The sequence below is a fragment of the Burkholderia sp. LK4 genome, from assembly GCF_001043615.1.
In the GTDB taxonomy this organism is placed as follows: Bacteria; Pseudomonadota; Gammaproteobacteria; order Burkholderiales; family Burkholderiaceae; genus Burkholderia; species Burkholderia cepacia.
Map to the genome: position 1 here is coordinate 1 of NZ_LDUL01000018.1, position 18,564 is coordinate 18,564.

Annotated in this window: 17 protein-coding genes; 9 read left to right on the forward strand and 8 right to left on the reverse strand. The window is 62.3% G+C overall.

Annotated elements, in window-relative coordinates:
- Positions 1–156 precede the first annotated feature (156 nt).
- Positions 157–798, reverse strand: coding sequence for an HAD family hydrolase (locus tag VK92_RS09875; protein WP_197094484.1), 642 nt, complete (start codon positions 796–798; stop codon positions 157–159).
- Between the two features lie 210 nt (positions 799–1,008).
- On the opposite strand from VK92_RS09875, the gene VK92_RS09880 reads away from it, so the two are divergent.
- The 4 genes from VK92_RS09880 to VK92_RS39750 all read left to right on the forward strand — a co-directional run bounded on the left by VK92_RS09880 (position 1,009) and on the right by VK92_RS39750 (position 6,128).
- Positions 1,009–1,722: a DUF4396 domain-containing protein gene (locus VK92_RS09880; RefSeq protein WP_048028707.1), complete on the forward strand. Its 714-nt coding sequence runs from the start codon at positions 1,009–1,011 to the stop codon at positions 1,720–1,722.
- Positions 1,723–2,511: 789 nt separating this feature from the next.
- Positions 2,512–4,146 (forward strand): hypothetical protein, encoded by a 1,635-nt coding sequence (locus tag VK92_RS09885; RefSeq protein WP_131723323.1) that lies wholly within the window; start codon positions 2,512–2,514, stop codon positions 4,144–4,146.
- A 4-nt stretch (positions 4,147–4,150) separates the two neighbouring features.
- A complete protein-coding gene (locus VK92_RS09890; protein WP_048028703.1) occupies positions 4,151–5,296 on the forward strand; it encodes a hypothetical protein in 1,146 nt (381 codons plus the stop codon).
- Positions 5,297–5,774: 478 nt separating this feature from the next.
- On the forward strand, positions 5,775–6,128 hold the full coding sequence (locus VK92_RS39750) for a colicin immunity protein (RefSeq protein WP_081082713.1): 354 nt from the start codon (positions 5,775–5,777) through the stop codon (positions 6,126–6,128).
- Positions 6,129–6,365: 237 nt separating this feature from the next.
- On the opposite strand, the gene VK92_RS09895 is transcribed toward VK92_RS39750, so the two are convergent.
- Together VK92_RS09895 and VK92_RS09900 are read right to left on the reverse strand one after the other, a co-directional pair.
- The gene (locus VK92_RS09895) at positions 6,366–6,875 is read right to left on the reverse strand and encodes a hypothetical protein (RefSeq protein ID WP_048028702.1); all 510 of its coding nucleotides are present in this window, start codon (positions 6,873–6,875) and stop codon (positions 6,366–6,368) included.
- Between the two features lie 434 nt (positions 6,876–7,309).
- Positions 7,310–8,254, reverse strand: a complete 945-nt coding sequence (locus tag VK92_RS09900; protein WP_048028723.1) for a LysR family transcriptional regulator — start codon at positions 8,252–8,254, stop codon at positions 7,310–7,312.
- Positions 8,255–8,393: 139 nt separating this feature from the next.
- On the opposite strand from VK92_RS09900, the gene VK92_RS09905 reads away from it, so the two are divergent.
- Both VK92_RS09905 and VK92_RS09910 read left to right on the forward strand, forming a co-directional pair.
- Complete coding sequence (locus VK92_RS09905) at positions 8,394–9,158, forward strand: SDR family oxidoreductase (RefSeq protein WP_048028700.1); 765 nt, start codon at positions 8,394–8,396, stop codon at positions 9,156–9,158.
- 74 nt (positions 9,159–9,232) lie between these two features.
- On the forward strand, positions 9,233–10,024 hold the full coding sequence (locus VK92_RS09910) for an SDR family NAD(P)-dependent oxidoreductase (protein ID WP_048028698.1): 792 nt from the start codon (positions 9,233–9,235) through the stop codon (positions 10,022–10,024).
- 161 nt (positions 10,025–10,185) lie between these two features.
- On the opposite strand, the gene VK92_RS09915 is transcribed toward VK92_RS09910, so the two are convergent.
- Positions 10,186–11,082 (reverse strand): helix-turn-helix transcriptional regulator, encoded by an 897-nt coding sequence (locus VK92_RS09915; RefSeq protein ID WP_048028696.1) that lies wholly within the window; start codon positions 11,080–11,082, stop codon positions 10,186–10,188.
- A 73-nt stretch (positions 11,083–11,155) separates the two neighbouring features.
- Here VK92_RS09915 and VK92_RS09920 point away from each other — a divergent pair, with 73 nt between their 5' ends.
- Together VK92_RS09920 and VK92_RS09925 are read left to right on the forward strand one after the other, a co-directional pair.
- On the forward strand, positions 11,156–11,653 hold the full coding sequence (locus VK92_RS09920; RefSeq protein ID WP_048028694.1) for a hypothetical protein: 498 nt from the start codon (positions 11,156–11,158) through the stop codon (positions 11,651–11,653).
- 115 nt (positions 11,654–11,768) lie between these two features.
- Positions 11,769–12,065 (forward strand): hypothetical protein, encoded by a 297-nt coding sequence (locus VK92_RS09925; RefSeq protein ID WP_048028693.1) that lies wholly within the window; start codon positions 11,769–11,771, stop codon positions 12,063–12,065.
- A 346-nt stretch (positions 12,066–12,411) separates the two neighbouring features.
- Here the strand turns inward: VK92_RS09925 and VK92_RS39755 are convergent, their stop codons facing one another.
- The 3 genes from VK92_RS39755 to VK92_RS09935 all read right to left on the reverse strand — a co-directional run bounded on the left by VK92_RS39755 (position 12,412) and on the right by VK92_RS09935 (position 16,418).
- Positions 12,412–12,744: a putative quinol monooxygenase gene (locus tag VK92_RS39755; protein ID WP_081076194.1), complete on the reverse strand. Its 333-nt coding sequence runs from the start codon at positions 12,742–12,744 to the stop codon at positions 12,412–12,414.
- 364 nt (positions 12,745–13,108) lie between these two features.
- A complete protein-coding gene (locus tag VK92_RS09930; protein ID WP_053077897.1) occupies positions 13,109–14,023 on the reverse strand; it encodes an alpha/beta hydrolase family protein in 915 nt (304 codons plus the stop codon).
- A gap of 145 nt (positions 14,024–14,168) precedes the next feature.
- The gene (locus tag VK92_RS09935) at positions 14,169–16,418 is read right to left on the reverse strand and encodes a TonB-dependent siderophore receptor (RefSeq protein ID WP_231616433.1); all 2,250 of its coding nucleotides are present in this window, start codon (positions 16,416–16,418) and stop codon (positions 14,169–14,171) included.
- Positions 16,419–16,720: 302 nt separating this feature from the next.
- On the opposite strand from VK92_RS09935, the gene VK92_RS09940 reads away from it, so the two are divergent.
- Positions 16,721–17,428, forward strand: coding sequence for a FadR/GntR family transcriptional regulator (locus tag VK92_RS09940; protein WP_021164174.1), 708 nt, complete (start codon positions 16,721–16,723; stop codon positions 17,426–17,428).
- 41 nt (positions 17,429–17,469) lie between these two features.
- Here the strand turns inward: VK92_RS09940 and VK92_RS09945 are convergent, their stop codons facing one another.
- Entirely contained in the window at positions 17,470–18,492 is a 1,023-nt protein-coding gene (locus VK92_RS09945; protein ID WP_048028691.1) for a methyltransferase, read from the reverse strand.
- Between the last annotated feature and the right edge of the window lie 72 nt (positions 18,493–18,564).

Consider the following 18,564-nt stretch of genomic DNA (forward strand, 5'->3'; position numbering starts at 1 on the left):
TGGCGGGCTGCGGGCTGCGGGCTGCGGGCTGCGGGAGTATCGAGGCTGAGCACGTCAGCACGCCATCCAGGGCAGAAAGATGCCGAAATACATCGAACCCACGCTGACCGGTTGCGACGCGTCGGGGTCATTCAGCCCTCGCGTCCTTGATCAAGGTTATGTCCCCAAACTTCCGGACAGTAACGCCGGAAGCGCGGAAAGGCTGTCGATCGCGTGCACGGGAGACGCGAAGCGCCCGGAACCGGACTGAATGATTGCCCATGGGCCGCGCCGCAAGAACACCGGAACCATGCCGGCCCGCCGCGCCGGTTTCACATCGTTGTCGAGCCGGTCGCCGACGTAGGCAATCCTGGACGGCTCGATTCCGTTCGTCTCGGCGACGATGCGCTCGAAAAAGCGGGCATCCGGCTTGTCGACGCCCCACGACGCCGACGACGCAACGATGTCCGCCGGCACGCCGAGCGCTCGGAGTGCACGTTCGGTCTCGACGGGTTGATTTCCCGCGATGCCGACCAGCACGCCGGTTTCGCGCAGTCGTTTCAGGCACGGCACGACGTCGGGGTAGAGATCTTTCGCGGTCACCGCATAAGTGCTTCCGGTCGCCTCGCGCTCCCGGCACGATGCGGCGAAGTCGACACCCGGCCGCACGAGATCGAACACGCGACGATGATGCTGACCACGCGCGATGACCGCGCCGAGCAACGCATGAAACACCCGTCGCGGCACCTCGAGATGGTCGGCCCACTCGTTCCAGTCTCGACTTTCATCGATCAGCGTTTCGCCGACGTCGAAGAACACGGCTTTTATCATCATCGGGTGGATCGGGTTCCGCAAAAACGGATCTTCAGGGTTTGGCGATGCAGGGATGGGTGGGCAATGACGGCGGACGGCCAGCAGGCGACACTCGGTCAACTGATTCGACCGACCGAACGACGGAAAACACCAGCCCCTCTGAACGGAACGCGCCTTGCTAGCTGCTTGGCATTTGACTTGCCAGCAGGAATATCGATGATTTTCGGGAGCTTCCCACCTTGGCTGAATACGCTATCGCTCACATGGATCATATTGGGCGCGATCTGTGCCGTTGCGATCGTCGTTGACGAAGTTCGCCACCCTCAGAAGATGTGGATTATGAACGCCGTCTGGCCCCTGACGGCGTTATTTGGGACGGTCTTATGGGTTGCCGCCTACTACGTATGGGGACGGAATGTCACTGACGCAGGACACAAGGTCGACGAGCAGCCGTTCGTCGCGATGGTGATGAAAGGCACGAGCCACTGCGGCGCGGGCTGTACGCTGGGAGACATTATTGCCGAGTGGTCGGCTTTTGCCTTCCCCGCCTTGCCAGTCTGGTTCGGGTGGCACACGGTGTTTAATGAAAAAACGTTTGCTGTCTGGATCCCCGATTTTATTGTCGCCTTTCTGTTCGGCATCATTTTTCAGTACTTCACCATCAAACCGATGCGGGGGCTCTCGGTAGGCGCAGGCGTGATTGCGGCCGTCAGAGCGGATATCGCGTCGATTACTGCTTGGCAGGTAGGCATGTACGGCCTTATGGCCATCATCCAGTTCCTATGGTTCAAGCCGGCTTACGGAAGTATCGCGAAAGTTGCGAGCCCCGAATTCTGGTTCGCCATGCAGCTAGCAATGCTGGCAGGATTCGCCACCAGCTATCCAGTTAACTGGTGGCTGATCAATTCGGGCATGAAGGAAAAAATGTAAATTCCCCCTTCTACGCTGCGTTCGGAATTTCGGGTGCGCTTCCGAGGGCGACAAGCAAAGTAACAGCCGGCCGTTGACTTTCTGAAAGCGGCCCCCGAGGCGAACCGGGTGAGTGGCTGAAACGGGTGGTGGATTCAACCGGTCGTGCGTCACAGGGCGGCGGTCGGCCGCGTTCGGCCACGAAGGGTTATTCGTCCGCCCGCGTCTTTCGGACATTCAGACGTCGGATCTACTCAGCCAACAGCCATTCAATTGACGAGAATGAATGTTTGCGTCATCGAGCTTTACAGCCACTTGTGCCACCGGATCCACTTCGTACTGCGCGTGCCATCGAGTTCGTGCAGTGAATTTGAGAGACGCTCGACAAATTTCCTTGCCGCGCCTTGCTCACCGCACAATTGCCTTGGCGTCACGGCGTAATTACGCCACGCAAACGTTTCAACGTTGCCAATTTACGCCATCAAAGGTCTGTTTGAGAACCTGCTGGTGTTGGCCGCCGCGCGCTCGTACGCGACGGCGCACCCGCATATCGTGATCGATTCACATTCTTCTCAAGAAAATCCACCTGCGTGCCGATATTGCGAAGGTACTCTGTCCAACTGGGGCGTCACGTATCCCCGGCGTCGAATTGGTCAAGACAAAGCAAATCGAGCGCGCATTCTGGAATGGAAACCCGGCGTGGAGGAACAGCGGACAAGACGCCGCGATTGAGCCCGAGATCGTCGACGAAATCCACTGCGCCGCGCGCGCCCAAACGTTCTCTTATTCAACCCGAATCGCGCTCCGAACATGACCACGTTAGAACCCGTCGCGGCCGTATCGAGCCGCACCATGCTCTCCACCGAGACATCCGCGCCGCGTCCGCGCGAATTGCGCGAGCGGCGCCTCGAAGAATTGCTTGAGAGCTGCATGCAGCAGACGCTGCAACAGATCATCGGTCCGTTCGGCCTCACACCGGCCATGTTCGACGACAAGATCGGCGGCAACGTCACGACCTTGCGCAACTTTGAAAAAGGCGTCACGGCAACGCACGACGACGCCACTGCCTACTCGGAATGGCAGGACAAACAGTCGAACCCGATCGACCGCACGGCCTATGACAAGGCCCTTCCCGCCAAACGCAAGGCGATGTTCCAGCAGGACGAACTCATCATTAGCGCGTACACGGGGAACGAACTGCCGCGCGACGGGCGCATGCATCTCGATCACGTAAATTCGGTAAAAAGCATCGAAATCGACAGCAGCGCCAATCTCTTCATGACCGAAGCGCAGCGCGTGGAGATGGCGAACGCGCCCGAGAACCTCGTGCCCGCCGAGCAGGCGATCAACCAGTCCATGCAGGACAAGGACAAGCACGTGTGGGCCACGGCCGAGCGCAAGAAGACGCCGGGCCAGACCAACGCCGAATCATTCGGCGTTGACATGGAACTGCTCGACAAGACGCAACATGCAGCGGACCGCCATCGCAAGATCGAAACGCTCAAGGCCCAGGCAAAGAAGCAGGGCGCCGAACTCACCTCGACCTGCGCCACGGAAGCTGGCAAGAACGCCCTGCGTCAGGCGATGGGCGTGCTGCTGCACGAGTTCGTCAACAGTAGCTACGTGGAAGTCGCGGCCATCGTGCGGTCGCCGGCGACCACGGAGAATCTCGTCGACCGTGTGACTGATGCGCTCAAGCGTACGCTTGAGCGCGTCACCGCGAAACTCGGACATGCCTTCGACGCACTCATCGAGGGTGGCGTGCAAGGTGCGGTGAGTAATCTGCTCACCTTCATCATCAACAATGTCGTCACGACTTCCGCCAAGATCGTCACGGTCATCCGAGAAGGCATCAAGGGGCTCTGGCAGGCCATCAAGATAATCTGCTTCCCGCCGAAAGGACTCTCCTCGATGGAGGCCGCGCGCCAGGCCACGAAGATCATCGTAGGCGTGATCACGACCAGCATCGGGCTCATGTTCGAGCAGTCGGTCAAGGGCTTTTTGTTGACCATTCCATTTCTCGCGCCGTTGGCCACATACGTGGCGCCGGTCATCACCGGCATCCTGACCGGCCTGATGACCGCGTTGACCGTCTACGCAATCGACCGGCTGTTCGACTGGCTCTCGCTAACCGGCACCGAACACCTGGCAGCGCAGATCGACGCCCTCGAAGCCGACGCTGTGCTGGTCGAACGACTCGCCACCTTTATCGAGCAGCAGTATCAGCACTCGCAGCGTTACCAGGAAATGCTCGCCTGTTACAACGCCATGGCAGAAGACCTGGTGAAGGCGGAGCACCGCTTGCAGACCGCAGTGGAAACCGCGGCCGCGACCGTCGAGATCCGCACGAGCACACACGCGACGCTCAGCGGCGGTCTCGCACAAATGAAACAGATGGATGACGAACTCGAGCGCCTGCTCGCAGACTATTGCACCAAACCTTGAAACCATGAACGACCTCATCCAGGATATTGCCCAGATAGAAGTGCCCCACGATCTGCTCGACCAGATCGACATGAACGATGTGCTCTCGAAGTTCCGCAATAACTTCAAGCGGCTCGATGACTTTAAGCGCGCGCGCAACGAGCACGAGAAACGCAACGCGCTCATGCGTTTGTGGCACAGTGACAAGCTCAAGGATGCACAACTCGACGCCCAGGAGCTACAGGCCGAGTTCTCGAAGAGCCTCGCGCAGTTGATGGTCATCAGCATGATGCAGTCGAAGCGGCTCGCGCACCAACAGAATCAGATCGGCTCGCAGCAGCGCGAGCTCAAGCGTCAGACCGAGCGTCTCGAATCACATACGGTGCAGCTCGACCAGCAGCAGCAAAAGCTGCATCAGCAGGCCGTCGAACTGAAAAATCTGATCAACGACTACTTCGAGCTGCGTGGCCTGACCCAGGAAGGCGCGAAAAAGCTCATCGCCATCGCTGCCGAGGTGAAGGGAACGCGCGACGAGCTGATTGGTTCGGTGCAGGCGACTGTCGGCAGACTGCGAGAGGAGCATGGCGCGCTCGAGCAATTCGTGAAGGGTGCCGTCGCCTCGCTCGAGGCGTCAGTCTCGGAAAAGAGCGCCCAATTGAGCCAGCACCTCGACGCGCAGTGCGCCGCGCTGACGGGCCGCCTCGAAGCTGCGAAGGCCCATGGCGCCGCGCGCCTCGATGAAATCGGCGCGACGCTCGCCGGACATATAAGCCACGCTCAGACACAAGGCACAGAGATCGTGTCGCGCCTCGAAGCGACGGACGTGCGGCACGCGCAGACGCAGCAGGCGACGCAACTCGCAATCGATGGCCTTGTCGCCCGCCAGCAGGCAATGAACGCTGGAATCGACGCGAACGAAACGCTCATTGGCGCTCACGCGGACGCGCTGGTCCGCCTCGAAGCGGAACTCGAGCGCAGCAAACGGCAGGCGCACGAGATGCAGGCGCAGCTCGAAAAGGCCGAGAACGCGGCGAATCTGAGTGCGACTCTATTCAATGACGCGAACCAGCGTGCCCAGCGTCTGGCGCGAATCAGCGTCCTGCTCTCGGGTGTCGCACTGATTGGTGTCGTCGTGAATCTCGCTGCCGCGGCGCATTGGATTCGCTTCTGAGATTGCTCCTTCGGGAGAGCACGCCAATGCCAAGCATGAAGTCGACAGGCGTGCTCCAACTTCATGCCAGTCTCCAAGGCTACCGTGCGATGAACTCGCGGCGCGGTGCCACTTTTGTGGTCAATCAGCAAAGCATATATGCGGAACTCAATCTCGATCACATGTAAACCTTTCCAATCGATTCTGGGAGGTCACTTCGGCTGACCCTGTTCGGTGGCCAAGTTTGTCAACCAGACGACTGTTGTACCTTGGAAGCTGCCGTTGGATCTGCGAGAGGCCGAATGGCTGCTCCGGGTCGAAAAGGGAAGTTCGCGTCGAGATCGGGCAGGCGGCTAACGGGCACCGGCCGAACTTCCGGGTTCGGCCAGGAGCGGACTAGTCGACAACCGTTACACAAAGCGGCCATTGGCGTCGTCCGCAATCGCGAAGGACGATCTAAAATGAACTTCTGGCGGTCGGATTGTATTGAAACCACCCAATGAACATCGATCGTTCTCGCGTCTACGATTCGTCGGATGACTTTTTTTCCCTCGATGGAAGCATTGTGATGAAGCTTTCTACCGCCGCGGCAATTGCCGTTTGTGAGCGGGCGGCCCAACACGGCTTGGTTGTCGCTCGAATCGAAGGCGGCATATGGCATTTCCCTGGATTCGAAGCGAGGGTCGATTGCATTTGGGATGGCGCTGATCCTCCTATTGATCTGGAGGCTGCGGAACGCAATAACCAAAGGGCAGCCGAGTTCATTAGATCGGAGAGCCCTCCGCACGATGTTTTCTTGATGACGGCCCCGCCGATGACAGGCTGGAAATCCAGACGGCCACGGGGCTTTTGACGCCCCAAGATGCATCTCGACCACCCGGATTTACACCCAGGTCACGGCCCCGCTCATTTCACGGTAAACGTCCGCTTTGCCAAGACGTCAAGGTCCGCAACGGGTCGATTTCGAGCAACCGCGCTAGGCCAAGTGCACGCAATCCCGGAAGGCAGCAGCCAACCAGGAACGGACGGTCAATGTCGTGGCTTGATTCGTTGACACCTTCACGGCCAAGTTGACTGGATGCGCCGTCAGCTACCTTTTCTTCAATAGGGCCGCGTAGTAGTCGGCGATATTGTCCTCCGTCCCCTTGGTGATCCGATTGAACACCCGCCCCCATGGCCAGAAGCTGGAACCGGTGGTAGTTCGCAAACCCGGGAATCGACTTTCGCCGAGGGTGACCATACCCCATTCGCCACCATGATTGCGGCGATACACCTCTCCGACGTAACTTCCATAGGCTTTCGCAAATGACATGACTTGCTCGTCCGTTGGTTTGGGACTAGTGCTGACGTAGGATGAACTCATTTGCGCCAAGACCTTTTCGACACTTGCAATACTCGCGTCCGACCAGTCGAGTTTTATTCCAAACTGTTTCGCGGAGAAGTCAACGGCGTCTAGCGAGTAGGCTTCCGCGATTTTCTGGATTTTTGCATCAGGAGAAAAGGTCTGGCCGGACGGGGTTTCTGCCAACGCAACTCCACCGCGAACGCAAGCCATCAGGGCGATCAGCGCGAACAGGAAGCGCTTTACGATTGTTTTCAATGGATTCCCACTCCAAGATAACTCTGACTCGCTCCAGTGAGTGAGAGTGTTGAATGATCGCCTCGACCGATCTCATACGCCGGAGCAGCCTATAAGCAATGTGAACGGCAGCTTTCGGCAAATCTGAAGGTCCCCTTCGGGTCGGCATCAACCCGTCCAACCCCACCCCGATGCCATTCGACCGGGGCCGGCCAGCCGCAGACATCGGCTGGCTGCATCGCCTGGACATTCGAATGTCCAGGCGCGAAGAGACAGCTTCCGCGCGAATTCCGTATCCTCGAGCGATGGCACTTCCAGATAGTCGCCGGCAGTAGTCAAAGGCTGCCCGGGGCCGCCGTCCGAATGTCTGTACGCCAAGGTGCAGAACAATCGCGCACGCCCTGAACCCGAACGTCCGAACATGGCTGGCGCATGTACTGGATGCGGCTGCGCCTTCAATCCGTCGCCGGCGGGGCACCTGCCCAATTTCCGTCATTCCGGTCCCAGGGAGGCACGCCGCTGAACGCGTCGACCAGGAAATCGATCATGACGCGCACTCTGGCGCTCAGGTGCCGACGGCTCGGATACAGCGCGAGAATGTCGATATCCGGCAAGCGGTACCGGGGCAACACATGCACGAGCCGGCCCTCGCCGAGATCCTTGCCGATCAGGAAAGTGGGCTGCTGGATCACGCCGTGTCCGGCAAGGGCCGCTGCACGCGCCGTATCGCCGTTGTTGGTATGCATGTGACAGTCGACCTTCACCGAGTGAAGCTTGCCGCGCTCGTCGATCAGTTGCCACTCGTCGCCGGTGGACGCATACGTGTAGCCGATACAGCGGTGCCCGCCCAGCTCCGCCGGGGCTGCCGGAACGCCGAAGCGAGCCAGATAGGCCGGCGATGCGCACAGAATGTTTTGCGACGTCGCCAGCTTGCGGGCCGCATGACTGGTCGAACCGGCGCGTGAGATGCGAATGGCGAGATCGTAGCCTTCATCCACGATATCGACGACGCGGTCAATCAGTCCGACGTCGAGTTCGACTCCCGGGTATTTCCGCATGAACTCGGGCCACAACGGTGCCAGATACAAAATACCGAAGCTCACGGGGGCATTGATACGCAGCCGCCCGCGCGGCTCGACCGACGCCGACGAGACCAGCCCCTCCGTCTCGGCGACATCGTCGAGGATCGACTTGCAACGGGCGTAAAGCGTCTCGCCGCCCTCGGTAAGAGAAAGCGTACGCGACGAGCGATTCAGCAAGCGCGTACCCAGATGCGCCTCCAGTTCATTCACATAGCGTGTGACATTGGCGGGCGACGTGCCGAGCGCATCCGCGGCGCGCGCGAAGCCCCCACGGCTCACCACCGTCACGAAAACCTCGAAGGCGCGCAGACGATCCATCATTACCTCGGTTCATTCACAAAAGCTGAATGATAGAAGCACATTTTGGTCCTTTCTACAATCAAAACTGAGGCCTATATTGCTTTCAACGCGCCAATGCATGGGGCACTGGCCGACGAAGTGCATCAGGAGATTGAACATGCAACGCTTGAAAGGAAAAGTCGCCATCGTCACGGGCGCCAGCGCAGGGATTGGGCGTGCGACGGCAAAGCTGTTCGCGAAGGAAGGCGCCAAGGTGGTCATCGCGGCCCGGCGGGCGGCGGAACTCGAAACACTCGCCGCGGAGATCGTCAGCGAAGGCGGCGAAGCCGCATACCTGGCGGGTGACGTGCAATCGGAAGACTTTTCGAAGGCGCTGGTCGCGCTCGCGGTGAGCCGGTTCGGCCGCCTGGACATTGCCTACAACAATGCCGGTACGCTCGGCGAGATGGGGCCGAGCACCGGTATTTCCGAAGCAGGCTGGAATGCCGCGCTGTCGACCAATCTGACGAGCGCCTTCCTTGGCGCGAAACACCAGATTCCGGAAATGGTGAAGCAAGGCGGTGGGTCGATCATCTTCACGTCGACGTTCGTCGGTTACTCGTTCGCGTTTCCCGGCACTGCGGCCTATGCGGCGAGCAAGGCGGGCCTGATCGGCTTGACGCAGGCACTTGCCGCCGAGTACGGCGCGCAAGGCGTGCGCGTGAACGCGGTGTTGCCGGGCGCTGTCGACACGGACATGTATCGCGGCATGAACGACACCCACGAATCGCAGGCGTTCGTCACGGGCCTGCATGCGCTCAAGCGCGTTGCAAAGCCGGAAGAGCTTGCCCGGTCGGTGCTGTATCTCGCTTCCGACGATTCGTCATTCGTGACCGGTACGGCATCACTGGTTGACGGTGGCGCGTCCATTACCCGGACCTGATCCCTCTTTGTCGGCATCCGCTTCTACCTGCCGATGCCGCCAGTTCCACCTCACTCATGCAAAGGAAATGAATCATGGATCTGAATCTGCAAGGCAAACTCGCATTGGTCAGCGGCAGCACCGCCGGCATTGGCTTCGCTATCGCCAGGACGTTGGCGCAGGAAGGCGCGCGCGTGATCGTGAATGGCCGCTCCCAGTCATCAGTGGATGACGTGGTCGCGCAACTGAAAGCCGAGACGGGCAGCGACGTAACGGGTTTTGCGGGCGATCTCGCCACCGCCGCGGCGGCCGATGAACTGGCAACCCGTTATCCGGACGTGGAAATCCTGGTCAACAACCTGGGTATCTTCGAGCCCAAGCCGTTCGAGGAGATCCTCGACGCCGACTGGTCGCGTTTCTTCGACGTCAATGTGTTGAGCGGTGTACGCCTCGCTCGCCTGTTTCTGCCCGCGATGAAGCGTGCAGACTGGGGGCGCATCATTTTCATTTCGAGCGAAAGCGGCGTGCAGATTCCCGCCGAAATGATCCACTACGGGATGACGAAAGCCGCGCAGATTGCCGTGTCGCGCGGGCTCGCCGAAGCCGTTGCCGGCACCGGAATTACAGTCAATAGCGTGCTGCCGGGGCCGACGAAATCGCGTGGCGTGGGCGAGTTCGTGGAGACGCTTGCAAGCGCCGAGGGCAAATCGTTTGAAGCGTTCGAACAGGAGTTCTTCGAGAAAGTCCGCCCCACATCGCTCATCAAGCGATTTGGTTCGCCGCAGGAGGTTGCGTCGCTCGTGGCCTATATCGCCAGTCCGCTTTCGGCGGCCACGACGGGAGCCGCGTTGCGAGCCGACGGGGGCGTTATAAAAAGTGCCTTTTGAAACCCCGGTCGACATTGGGCCGGGCTTTCGACAGTTGCCTCGCTCAATGTCCCGATGCGGTTGGCTGAAACGCTCCGTCTGTGGCGTCCGCGACGATCAGGCACGGGGCGGCTGTTTTGCATTCTCGCGGCGGTATCGTTCATGCGTCGCGGGCAGCGCCGTCATTCAGCGGGCGTGATGGATGGCTTCGCTTCTCGAGGGGCATGGCCGAAGTAGGCCTTGTAGGCACGACTGAAAGCGGCTTCCGACTCGTAACCCACCGACCGTCCAACCTCGCCCACGCGCGCGTCACCTTTCGCCAGCATGTCGCGGGCGACGCTCAAGCGCCACTCATTGCGGTAACGCAACGGCGACTTGCCAACGAGCGCATTGAAACGTTCACAAAAGTTGGAGCGGGACATGCCCGCGACGGCAGCGAGACCATCGATCGTCAAACCACGTGGTGACTGCTCATGGATTGCCTTCAAAGCGCGGGCAATACGCTTGTCCGCCAATCCGCCCAACCAGTTCGATGCATGACCATGATGAACCCAGGCACGCAACGCACGCACCACCACGAGATCAATCATGCGGGAGACCATCAAGGCGGACCCCGCCTCGTCATTGTCCGCCTCATGCAGAAGAAACTGCATGATGTTCGGCAGCCAGTCGCATGTCTCCGCCTGCCGAAGGTGGATCATGGCGGGTAACGTCAGAAGCAGATCCGGCTGGCTCGCCGGATCAAACCAGAAGTGGCAGACGACGACGTTCGCCGGTTGGTCCAGGGCGGAAATGCGCAGGCTGCCAGGCCCGCGCGGCAACAAGAGCAGTTCGCCGGACCGAATCTCGGAAGCGCCTGCCTCATCGCCGGAAATTTGCACCACGCCTTCCATGACTGCGTACGCGTGCGCCGCCCGCGCAGACATGTCCAACTGCGCGAATGGCTGCAGCATCGACGAAAAGATGCGGTCGCCCGTCATGCGCATACGCGCAAGAACCTGGGACAGGAGATCACCGTTAGCCAGACCAGCAAGCGCCCGATCCGGAAAAATGGTCAAGTTTTTCCCAGGTTCAGTCATGTCAATTCGGGTTTCGTGAGCCTAAAGTAAGCGTCGATCACCAACGAAATCACGCGAGGCAAGGATTGAAACCATGTTTGGAATTTCGCCGCTCGGCTGGATACACACTCTCGGCAGTCTACCCGCGATCCCCATGGCCGTGTACATGTTCGCGCGTTACGGCAGGATCGTTCCGCGCTCGGTTGCCGGGAGGGTGTACTTCGTTACCATGTTGATTGGTTCCCTGACCGTGTTCGCCATAGCGCATCAAGGTATCAGCTACGGCATCGGAATCGGAGCCGTCGTGCTGTTACTGGCTGGATATGGCGTTGCGTATCTGCCCCTGCCCGGTCGAGCCGGTATCTACCTGGAAACCTTCTGTCTGACGTTGACCGCATTCGTGCTGATGGTTCCCACGGTGACCGAAACGCTGAAGCGTGTGCCCGACGGACATCCGCTGGTCAGCGATCCGAGGTCGCCACTGCTTCTCGGTGCCCAAGCCGCGCTCCTCGTCGCGCTCGTTCTGGGGTTGATCGCTCAAACGCTTTATCTTCGCAGGAAACCGCAGGGTACCCGTTCGATGGAAATCTAGAGAACGGGCAAGAGGCGACGCTTCCGTTGCCGTGTGAATACGACAATAGATATGTAATCCGAATGATATCGGCTTGATATTGATCCGACATCGGTGGAGTGATCGAAGCCGGCTCATGGTATCGAAAGAAGATCGCGCCACCCATTCGGATTCCGTGCGTTTTGTGGCAAGCCGCACGCTCGCGAAGGCAGTCGGGGCCAAGACAAGTCACCTCGTGCTCATTTCGCATCCGGTAGAGGCCGCGAACGTGACCCTCGATGCGACCGCCGGCCAGCGCAACGCGGGCGCCGGCAACAAGCTTGCGACGGTCCAGCCCGGTGTTCGGTCCAGTCAACCGCTCGGTGCCAACGGAGTTGGGATCGGCGTACTTCGCCACATCGACAATGGTATTTGTCAGGCGAGCGCGCGCTAAACGACCGCTTGGGAAATCTAAGCGTGGCCGCTTCGGGTCGATCTGCGCCGGTCATGTGTCACAGAGCGGCAGCCGGCCGCGTTCAGCCATAATGCGCCATACACCTGCACGCTTCCACCGACAGTCGAATGTCGATGCCGCGCGCGACAGCGGACTTTCGCGACCGAGAGATATCGAATGAGTCACAAGCCGATTCGGATGTTCGTCACCAAAGATGGCCACTTCGCGTGCGAGCGGCCTGTCTCGCTCTGACGGCGGACGTTCAGCAGAAGTCCACCTGACGACGGGCGGTCCATCATTGCGCTATCTGGGCCGGCCCCGATCGAGGGCTGCGTTGGCAGATCGACTACGCGAGGCTATCGGGAGCAAGTTGTAAAACCCGTGCCGGTGCCGCCCTGAAGGTCGGGCTGTGTGCATCGGCCGCAATCATGTGAGGCGTTACGTCGTGTGCCGCCAATGCTTCAGTTGACGCCCAGCGTTCGATCAAGACAAATCTATTTTCGTCGCCTACGACGGAGTGGAGATCGTACTGGAGACAGCCTTGCTCCGCACGCACAAGCGGCGCTAATTTTTCATATGCCGCGATTTGCTCGTGGCCTTTGCCTGGAAGGGTTTGAATCGAGATAACAAGCATCACCTCCCGTTCGCAATTTCGGCTGTGTTGATCTACTTTGCTCATGACGACTCCGTGCTGGTGTGATACCGACGAAAGACGATCAGCCGTAAACGCGAAAGGCCCCGTCTTTTGCCGGCGGGGCCCTTGAAAATATGCAACGACGAAGATTACCGCGTGCGCATCAAGGACGACCCACCGTTGCCGATGGTCGTCGTTGTAATGACAGTCACGAAAGGAATCAGATTGCGTTGCATATTGCTACGCTAACTCACTCGCCGTAGGCAGGTCAACTCCACTGAGACCTGCACACACTTCTGCGTTCCTCGAACGGCAGTTGCACATTTGAAAGCCGCCGTCGAATCCGAGCGGATTCGAGAGGCAGACGTGGGTCGCCAACGGCCATCCCCCCGCCCCAAACCAATCCCCCCTACTTCATCGCGACAAGCGGCTCGACAAACGCCTCAAAATGCGGCAACCAGATCGGGATCGCGTCCTTGACCGCGAACATCCCGTGCCCGTTCTTGCCGAACGGCGGCTCGACGATCATCTGCCCGTGCCCGCCGGCCGCCTGAAACGCGGCAAACCACGTCGCCACGACTTCCGGTGCGAAATACTTGTCGTTCTGCACGTAATGCCAGAGCACCGGCACGCGCGTCGTGCTCGCGAAATGCCCGATCGTGTCGGCCATCTGCCGCGGATCGCACGGCATGCCCGGATGCGTCGTCGGATTGCCCCCACGCCCGCCCGAGAAGTTCACCACCGCGACCACGCCCTGCGGCGCGTAGCTTGCCGCCGCCAGCGACGCGAAGCCGCCCGCCGATTGCCCGACCAGCACGACGCGGCTTCGATCCACCTGCGGCAAGGTCTGCGCATAGCGCACGGCCGCGAGCACATCGCGCGCGGCCTGCTGGCCGGCAGCGAGGTAATCGGGATGCCGGCACGACCCTGCATCCTCTTCGTCGACACCGCCCGTCGCACCGTACCCGCGGCGGATCGGCACGATCACCGCGAAACCGTGCTGCACGAACGTCCGGATCTGCGGCAACGCGCGGTAGCGTCCCACCTTCGGCCGGTCGCGCGGCTCGGGCGGGCTGCCGTGGCTCAGCACGATCAGCGGAAAGGGCCCGGGGCCGTCCGGCATGTAGGTCGTGGCGACGATGTCGCGTGTGTGCCCGCCTTCGTCGACCGGCACCTTGACGACGGTTTCATGCAGATCGGGGGCAATGGCGGTGTCTTCGACCGCCGTCGCCGCGCAGCCGGCGACGGAAGCGATCAACACGCCCGGGATCAGCACCCGGCACAGGGGGATGGCGATCCGGTTTCGACGAACGACGATGCTCATGGGCAATCTCTCCACGAATCCAGGGATGACGGGCGAGGCTGTGGCGATGCGTACCGCGAAGGCGACAGTGTATCCGTGCGGCGCCGCAACCGGGCCGGCCGCATGCGTACAGCCCGCACCGGCATCCTGATCGTCACCCGCCCCGTCACCACCGGTAACTGACATCCCCCGTCACCGTCAGCCGCGTGCCGTAGAAGCACCCTCCCGCCGAAAAACACGACGACACATAAGTGCGGTCGAACAGGTTGTTCACGTGCGCCGCGACGCGCCACCCCTTCCACGCCGGCCGCTCGACACCCAGGTCGTACGACAGCCCGAGATCGAAGAGCACGACGGCCGGCACGTCGAACGTATTGACGTTGTCGCCCGCGCTGCGCCCGACATAGCGCATGCCGCCGCCCACCCTCAGCCCGCGCAGGCCCGGCCGGTCGACCGCATAGTCGAGCCACAGCGACGCCAGATGGCGCGGCACCGCCGCCACGCGCTTGCCGACGACGGCCGCGTCCGTATCGGCCTGCACCGTCGTGTCGAGATACGTGTACGCGGCGATCACGTCCAGTTGCTTCCAGATGCGCGAACGCCCTTCCAGCTCGATCCCGCGCGAGCGCACCTCGCCCGTCTGCACGTTGAAGAACGGATGCTCGGGATCGGCGGTCAGCACATTGCGCTGGCGAATGTCGAACGCGGCGATCGACGCGTTCTGCAACCGGTCGGGCGACTGGTAGCGCAGCCCGACCTCGAACTGCTTCGCCTTCGTCGGCGAGAACGGCTGGCCGTCGAAGCGCGTGCCGAGCGCCGGCTCGAACGACGTCGAATAGCTCAGGTACGGCGCGAAGCCGCTGTCGAACAGATAAACAGCCCCCGCGCGCCCGGTGAACGCACGCGTGCTCTGCCGCACGCTCGCGGAGCGCAGCAGGTCGTCGGTCGTCGTGCGCGACCATTCCTCGCGCCCGCCGAGCGTGAAGACCCAGCGATCCCAGCGCACCTGGTCCTGCAGGTAGACGCCGATCCGGTCGGGTGTCTGGCGCGTCTGCTGCCCGATCGGCGGCGCCGCGAACGGCTGCCCGTAGTCGGGCGCACGCGTATCGAGCGGCGGCGCCGCGCCGAACCCCGACCCGACGAGGTTCGCCACCGCATGCTCGTACGACAGCCCGGCCAGCACCGTATGCTCGACCGGCCCCGTCATCACGCGCATCTCCGCCTGGTTGTCGAGCGCGAGATGGTTCACATGCTCGCGCGACCACGACAGCGAACGGTTCAGCACGCCCGGCGCCAGGTAGGGCGCGACGAAATTGACGGCCGCGCCCGCAAAGTCGACGTCGAGATGCGTATAGCGCACGTTCTGCCGGACTTTCCACGTCGAGTCGAAACGATGCTCGAACGTGTAGCCGATCATCGCCTGCGTGCGGTCGTACGTGTCGAAGCCGGGCAGCCCCGGATAGAAGCGCGTCGGTATCCGCCGGCCCGCGTCGGGCCACAGCGTGCCGAGGGCCGGCAGCCAGCCCGCGAAGTTGTTGTGCGGATCGCGCTGGAACGAACCCAGCAGCGTGAAACTCGTATTGGCGTTCGGCTGCCACGTCAGCGACGGCGCGACGACGATCCGCTGCTGCCGCGAATAATCGATCTGCTCGTCCGCGCGGCGCGCGAGGCCGTCGATCCGGTAGCGCCACGTGCCGTCCTGCGTCGCGGGCCCGCTGAAATCGAACGCAAGCTGCCCGCGATCGCGGTTACCGGTCTGCACGGCGAGCAGGTGCTGCGCGTCGCGCGTCGGCCGCTTGCTGACCATGTCGACGATGCCGCCGGGGCTCGCCTGCCCGTACAGCACCGACGCCGGGCCGCGCAAGACGTCGATGCGTTCGAGCGTCCACGGATCGACGACACTCGCGGCCCAGTTCACGCCTTTCGGCAGCGGCAGGCCGTCGAGCATCTGCGGATTGATCGCCGCCGCCGCGAACCCGCCGAAGCCGCGCAGGAACACGCTCTCGAGCACGCCGCCGGGGCGCGAGTCCGCGTACGTGCCCGGCGTGTAGCGCAGGCTGTCGCCGACGCTGTGCACGTCCTGCCGGTCCATCTGCTCGCGCGTGACGACCGACAGGCCCTGCGGCACCTCGACGATCGCCGTGTCGGTCTTGGTGCCCGCGCGCGACACGTCGGCCGCGATGCCGTTCACGGGGCCGACGCCCGTCTCGCGCCGCCCGTCGACGACGATCGGCGCGAGCAGCGGCGCATCCGCGGGCTCGCCCGCGTCCGGCGCATCTTGCGCGGCAGCCGAAGCGGCGATCGGCATCGTTGCCGCGCAGGCCAGTACTGCCGCCCAGCCCGGCACGCGCCGCAACGCCGCGCACGGCAACGGAAATCCAGGCCGCGCATCGCGGCCGATGTGTGATCGATTCATGTCGGGTTATCCGGAAAGCGGAGACGGGCGTCGGCGGATACGTCGCGCCCTTGGGTACGGAGACGGGCCGCTCTTGCAACGGCGACCTTGACTGAACAGCGAATGCGAATCATTTACGCCGGCGCGACGCGGGTAAATGCCGGTGGACGCAATCGACGAATGTGCGGCATGCATCGATCGGCCGCAGGTTTATTCGTCTGACGTTAACAAAATGTCACGTTTGAATATCGTTATCCTGAACGACCAAATGAATGATCGGATGATAGGATAGCGACACCCTCAAGTTTCAAGCGACACACTTAATGTCAAGCCTGCCCCCGGCCACCCGACACTCGCTCGTCGATTCTGCGATCGAGATCCTCAAATCCAACATCACTTCCGGCATCTGGCGCGTCGGCCAGCGCATTCCGACCGAGCTCGATCTCGCGAAGCAGCTCGAAGTCGGGCGCAACACGGTGCGCGAGGCAGTTCGCACGCTCGCGTATTCCGGCGTGCTCGAAGTGCGCCAGGGCGACGGCACCTATGTGCGCCGCAACGTCGATCCGGCCGAAACGATGCGCAACGTCGATCGTGCCGCGCGCAGCGACCATCTCGAACTGCAATGCATGCTCGAAACGGAATGCGCGCGCTACGCGGCGCGCCGGCGCACCGACGAGGATCTCGTGACGTTGCGCAAGCTGCTGAAGGCGCGCGGCGAGCGCGAAGCGTCGCGCGACGTGAAGAAGTTCGTCGAGCGCGACCGCGCGTTTCACATCGCCGTGGCCGCCGCCTCGCACAATCACGCGCTCGAAGCGCTGTATCGCTACTTCTCGGGCTCGATCCTCGCGAACGTGGAAGACATCCTCGTCGAACTCGACGAGGCCGAGATCCCCGAGCCGGACATGCGGGCGCACCAGGCGGTGCTCGACGCGATCGAACAGCGCGACGAGAACAAGGCGGTGCGCGCGACGCTCGCGATCCTCAAGCCGCAGATGACCTGGCTCGAGACGCGCGAGGCGCCCGCCGCCTGACGGGCACGCACGTCCGGTGCGCCCGGTTTGCCCCGTACGCGCTACGCGGCGACGGCCTCGATCACGTCGATCTGCCCGTCCGGCGCGGAGCGGAGCCCCACGGGCCGCCAGCCGGCGGCGGCGAGCAGCGCGTCGTATTCGTCCCGCGTGCGCTCGCGGCCGCTGCCCCAGCACATCATGTGGATGTCGTAAAGCTTCGAGAAATGCGCGACGCCCGGCGCCGGCACGACCCGCTCGATCACGAACACGCGCGCGCCGTCACGGGCGCTTTCGCGTGCCCGCCTGAGGATTGCCACGCATTCGTCGTCGTTCCAGTCGTGCAGGATCAGCTTCAGCAGGTAGACGTCGGCGGCCGGCACCGCGTCGAACATGTTGCCGCCCGCCTTGTTGCAGCGCGCGCTGACGCCCATCCGCTGCGCCCAGTCGTCCGCGTCGCCGTCGATCACCTCCGGCAGGTCGAACACGACACCGGTCAGCGCGCCGAACCGCCGCAGCAGGCTGCACAGCATGTGCCCCTGGCCGCCGCCGATGTCGCACGCATGCGTGCCCGGCGCGAACGTGACGTCGCGCAGCGCATCGACGACCTGCTCCGACTGCACGGTCGAGAAGCTCGACATCGCGCGCTTGAAATCGCTTCGATAACGTTCGTTATCCTTTGCATAGTCGAACGCCATCGCGCCGAACTCGCGGACGAAGCCGTTCTGCTGCCCCTCGCGCACCATGTCGGGCAGATGCGCCCAGATCGCGTAGTGCTCGGGGCCCTCCTGCAGCAGCACGAAATCGCGCAACGTACTCGCGGCGTCCGCGTGCAGCAGCGCCCCCGACGCGGTGGCCCGGAAGCCGCGCCGCGGGTCTTCGTCGAGCAGCCCGAGCGCGGCGAGCGCACGCAGCAGCCGGTACAGCAGCGGTTCGTCGACGTCGAGCGTCGCCGCGAGCGCGGCCGACGAAACCGGGGCATCCGTGGTGACCGCATCGAACACGCCGAGCCGCGTGCCCGCATACAGGATCCGGCTGCGCCACCGCCCGAACAGCGTATCCAGCACCTGTTTTGCCGCATTTTCCATAAAGCACTCCTGAGCAGGGTTCGACCGCGCCGGCACGTGATGCACCGGGCGATCGCATCGTCAACGAAGCAG

What these genes read in the sequence shown, in the direction of transcription:
- VK92_RS09900 (WP_048028723.1), bottom strand. Translation starts at nt 8,254, where the DNA reads ATGGATCGTCTGCGCGCCTTCGAGGTTTTCGTGACGGTGGTGAGCCGT.
- VK92_RS09890 (WP_048028703.1), top strand. Translation starts at nt 4,151, where the DNA reads ATGAACGACCTCATCCAGGATATTGCCCAGATAGAAGTGCCCCACGAT.
- VK92_RS39750 (WP_081082713.1), top strand. Translation starts at nt 5,775, where the DNA reads ATGAACATCGATCGTTCTCGCGTCTACGATTCGTCGGATGACTTTTTT.
- VK92_RS09905 (WP_048028700.1), top strand. Translation starts at nt 8,394, where the DNA reads ATGCAACGCTTGAAAGGAAAAGTCGCCATCGTCACGGGCGCCAGCGCA.
- VK92_RS09920 (WP_048028694.1), top strand. Translation starts at nt 11,156, where the DNA reads ATGTTTGGAATTTCGCCGCTCGGCTGGATACACACTCTCGGCAGTCTA.
- VK92_RS09935 (WP_231616433.1), bottom strand. Translation starts at nt 16,418, where the DNA reads ATGAATCGATCACACATCGGCCGCGATGCGCGGCCTGGATTTCCGTTG.
- VK92_RS09930 (WP_053077897.1), bottom strand. Translation starts at nt 14,023, where the DNA reads ATGAGCATCGTCGTTCGTCGAAACCGGATCGCCATCCCCCTGTGCCGG.
- VK92_RS09915 (WP_048028696.1), bottom strand. Translation starts at nt 11,082, where the DNA reads ATGACTGAACCTGGGAAAAACTTGACCATTTTTCCGGATCGGGCGCTT.
- VK92_RS09945 (WP_048028691.1), bottom strand. Translation starts at nt 18,492, where the DNA reads ATGGAAAATGCGGCAAAACAGGTGCTGGATACGCTGTTCGGGCGGTGG.
- VK92_RS09880 (WP_048028707.1), top strand. Translation starts at nt 1,009, where the DNA reads ATGATTTTCGGGAGCTTCCCACCTTGGCTGAATACGCTATCGCTCACA.
- VK92_RS09940 (WP_021164174.1), top strand. Translation starts at nt 16,721, where the DNA reads ATGTCAAGCCTGCCCCCGGCCACCCGACACTCGCTCGTCGATTCTGCG.
- VK92_RS39755 (WP_081076194.1), bottom strand. Translation starts at nt 12,744, where the DNA reads ATGAGCAAAGTAGATCAACACAGCCGAAATTGCGAACGGGAGGTGATG.
- VK92_RS09885 (WP_131723323.1), top strand. Translation starts at nt 2,512, where the DNA reads ATGACCACGTTAGAACCCGTCGCGGCCGTATCGAGCCGCACCATGCTC.
- VK92_RS09910 (WP_048028698.1), top strand. Translation starts at nt 9,233, where the DNA reads ATGGATCTGAATCTGCAAGGCAAACTCGCATTGGTCAGCGGCAGCACC.
- VK92_RS09925 (WP_048028693.1), top strand. Translation starts at nt 11,769, where the DNA reads ATGGTATCGAAAGAAGATCGCGCCACCCATTCGGATTCCGTGCGTTTT.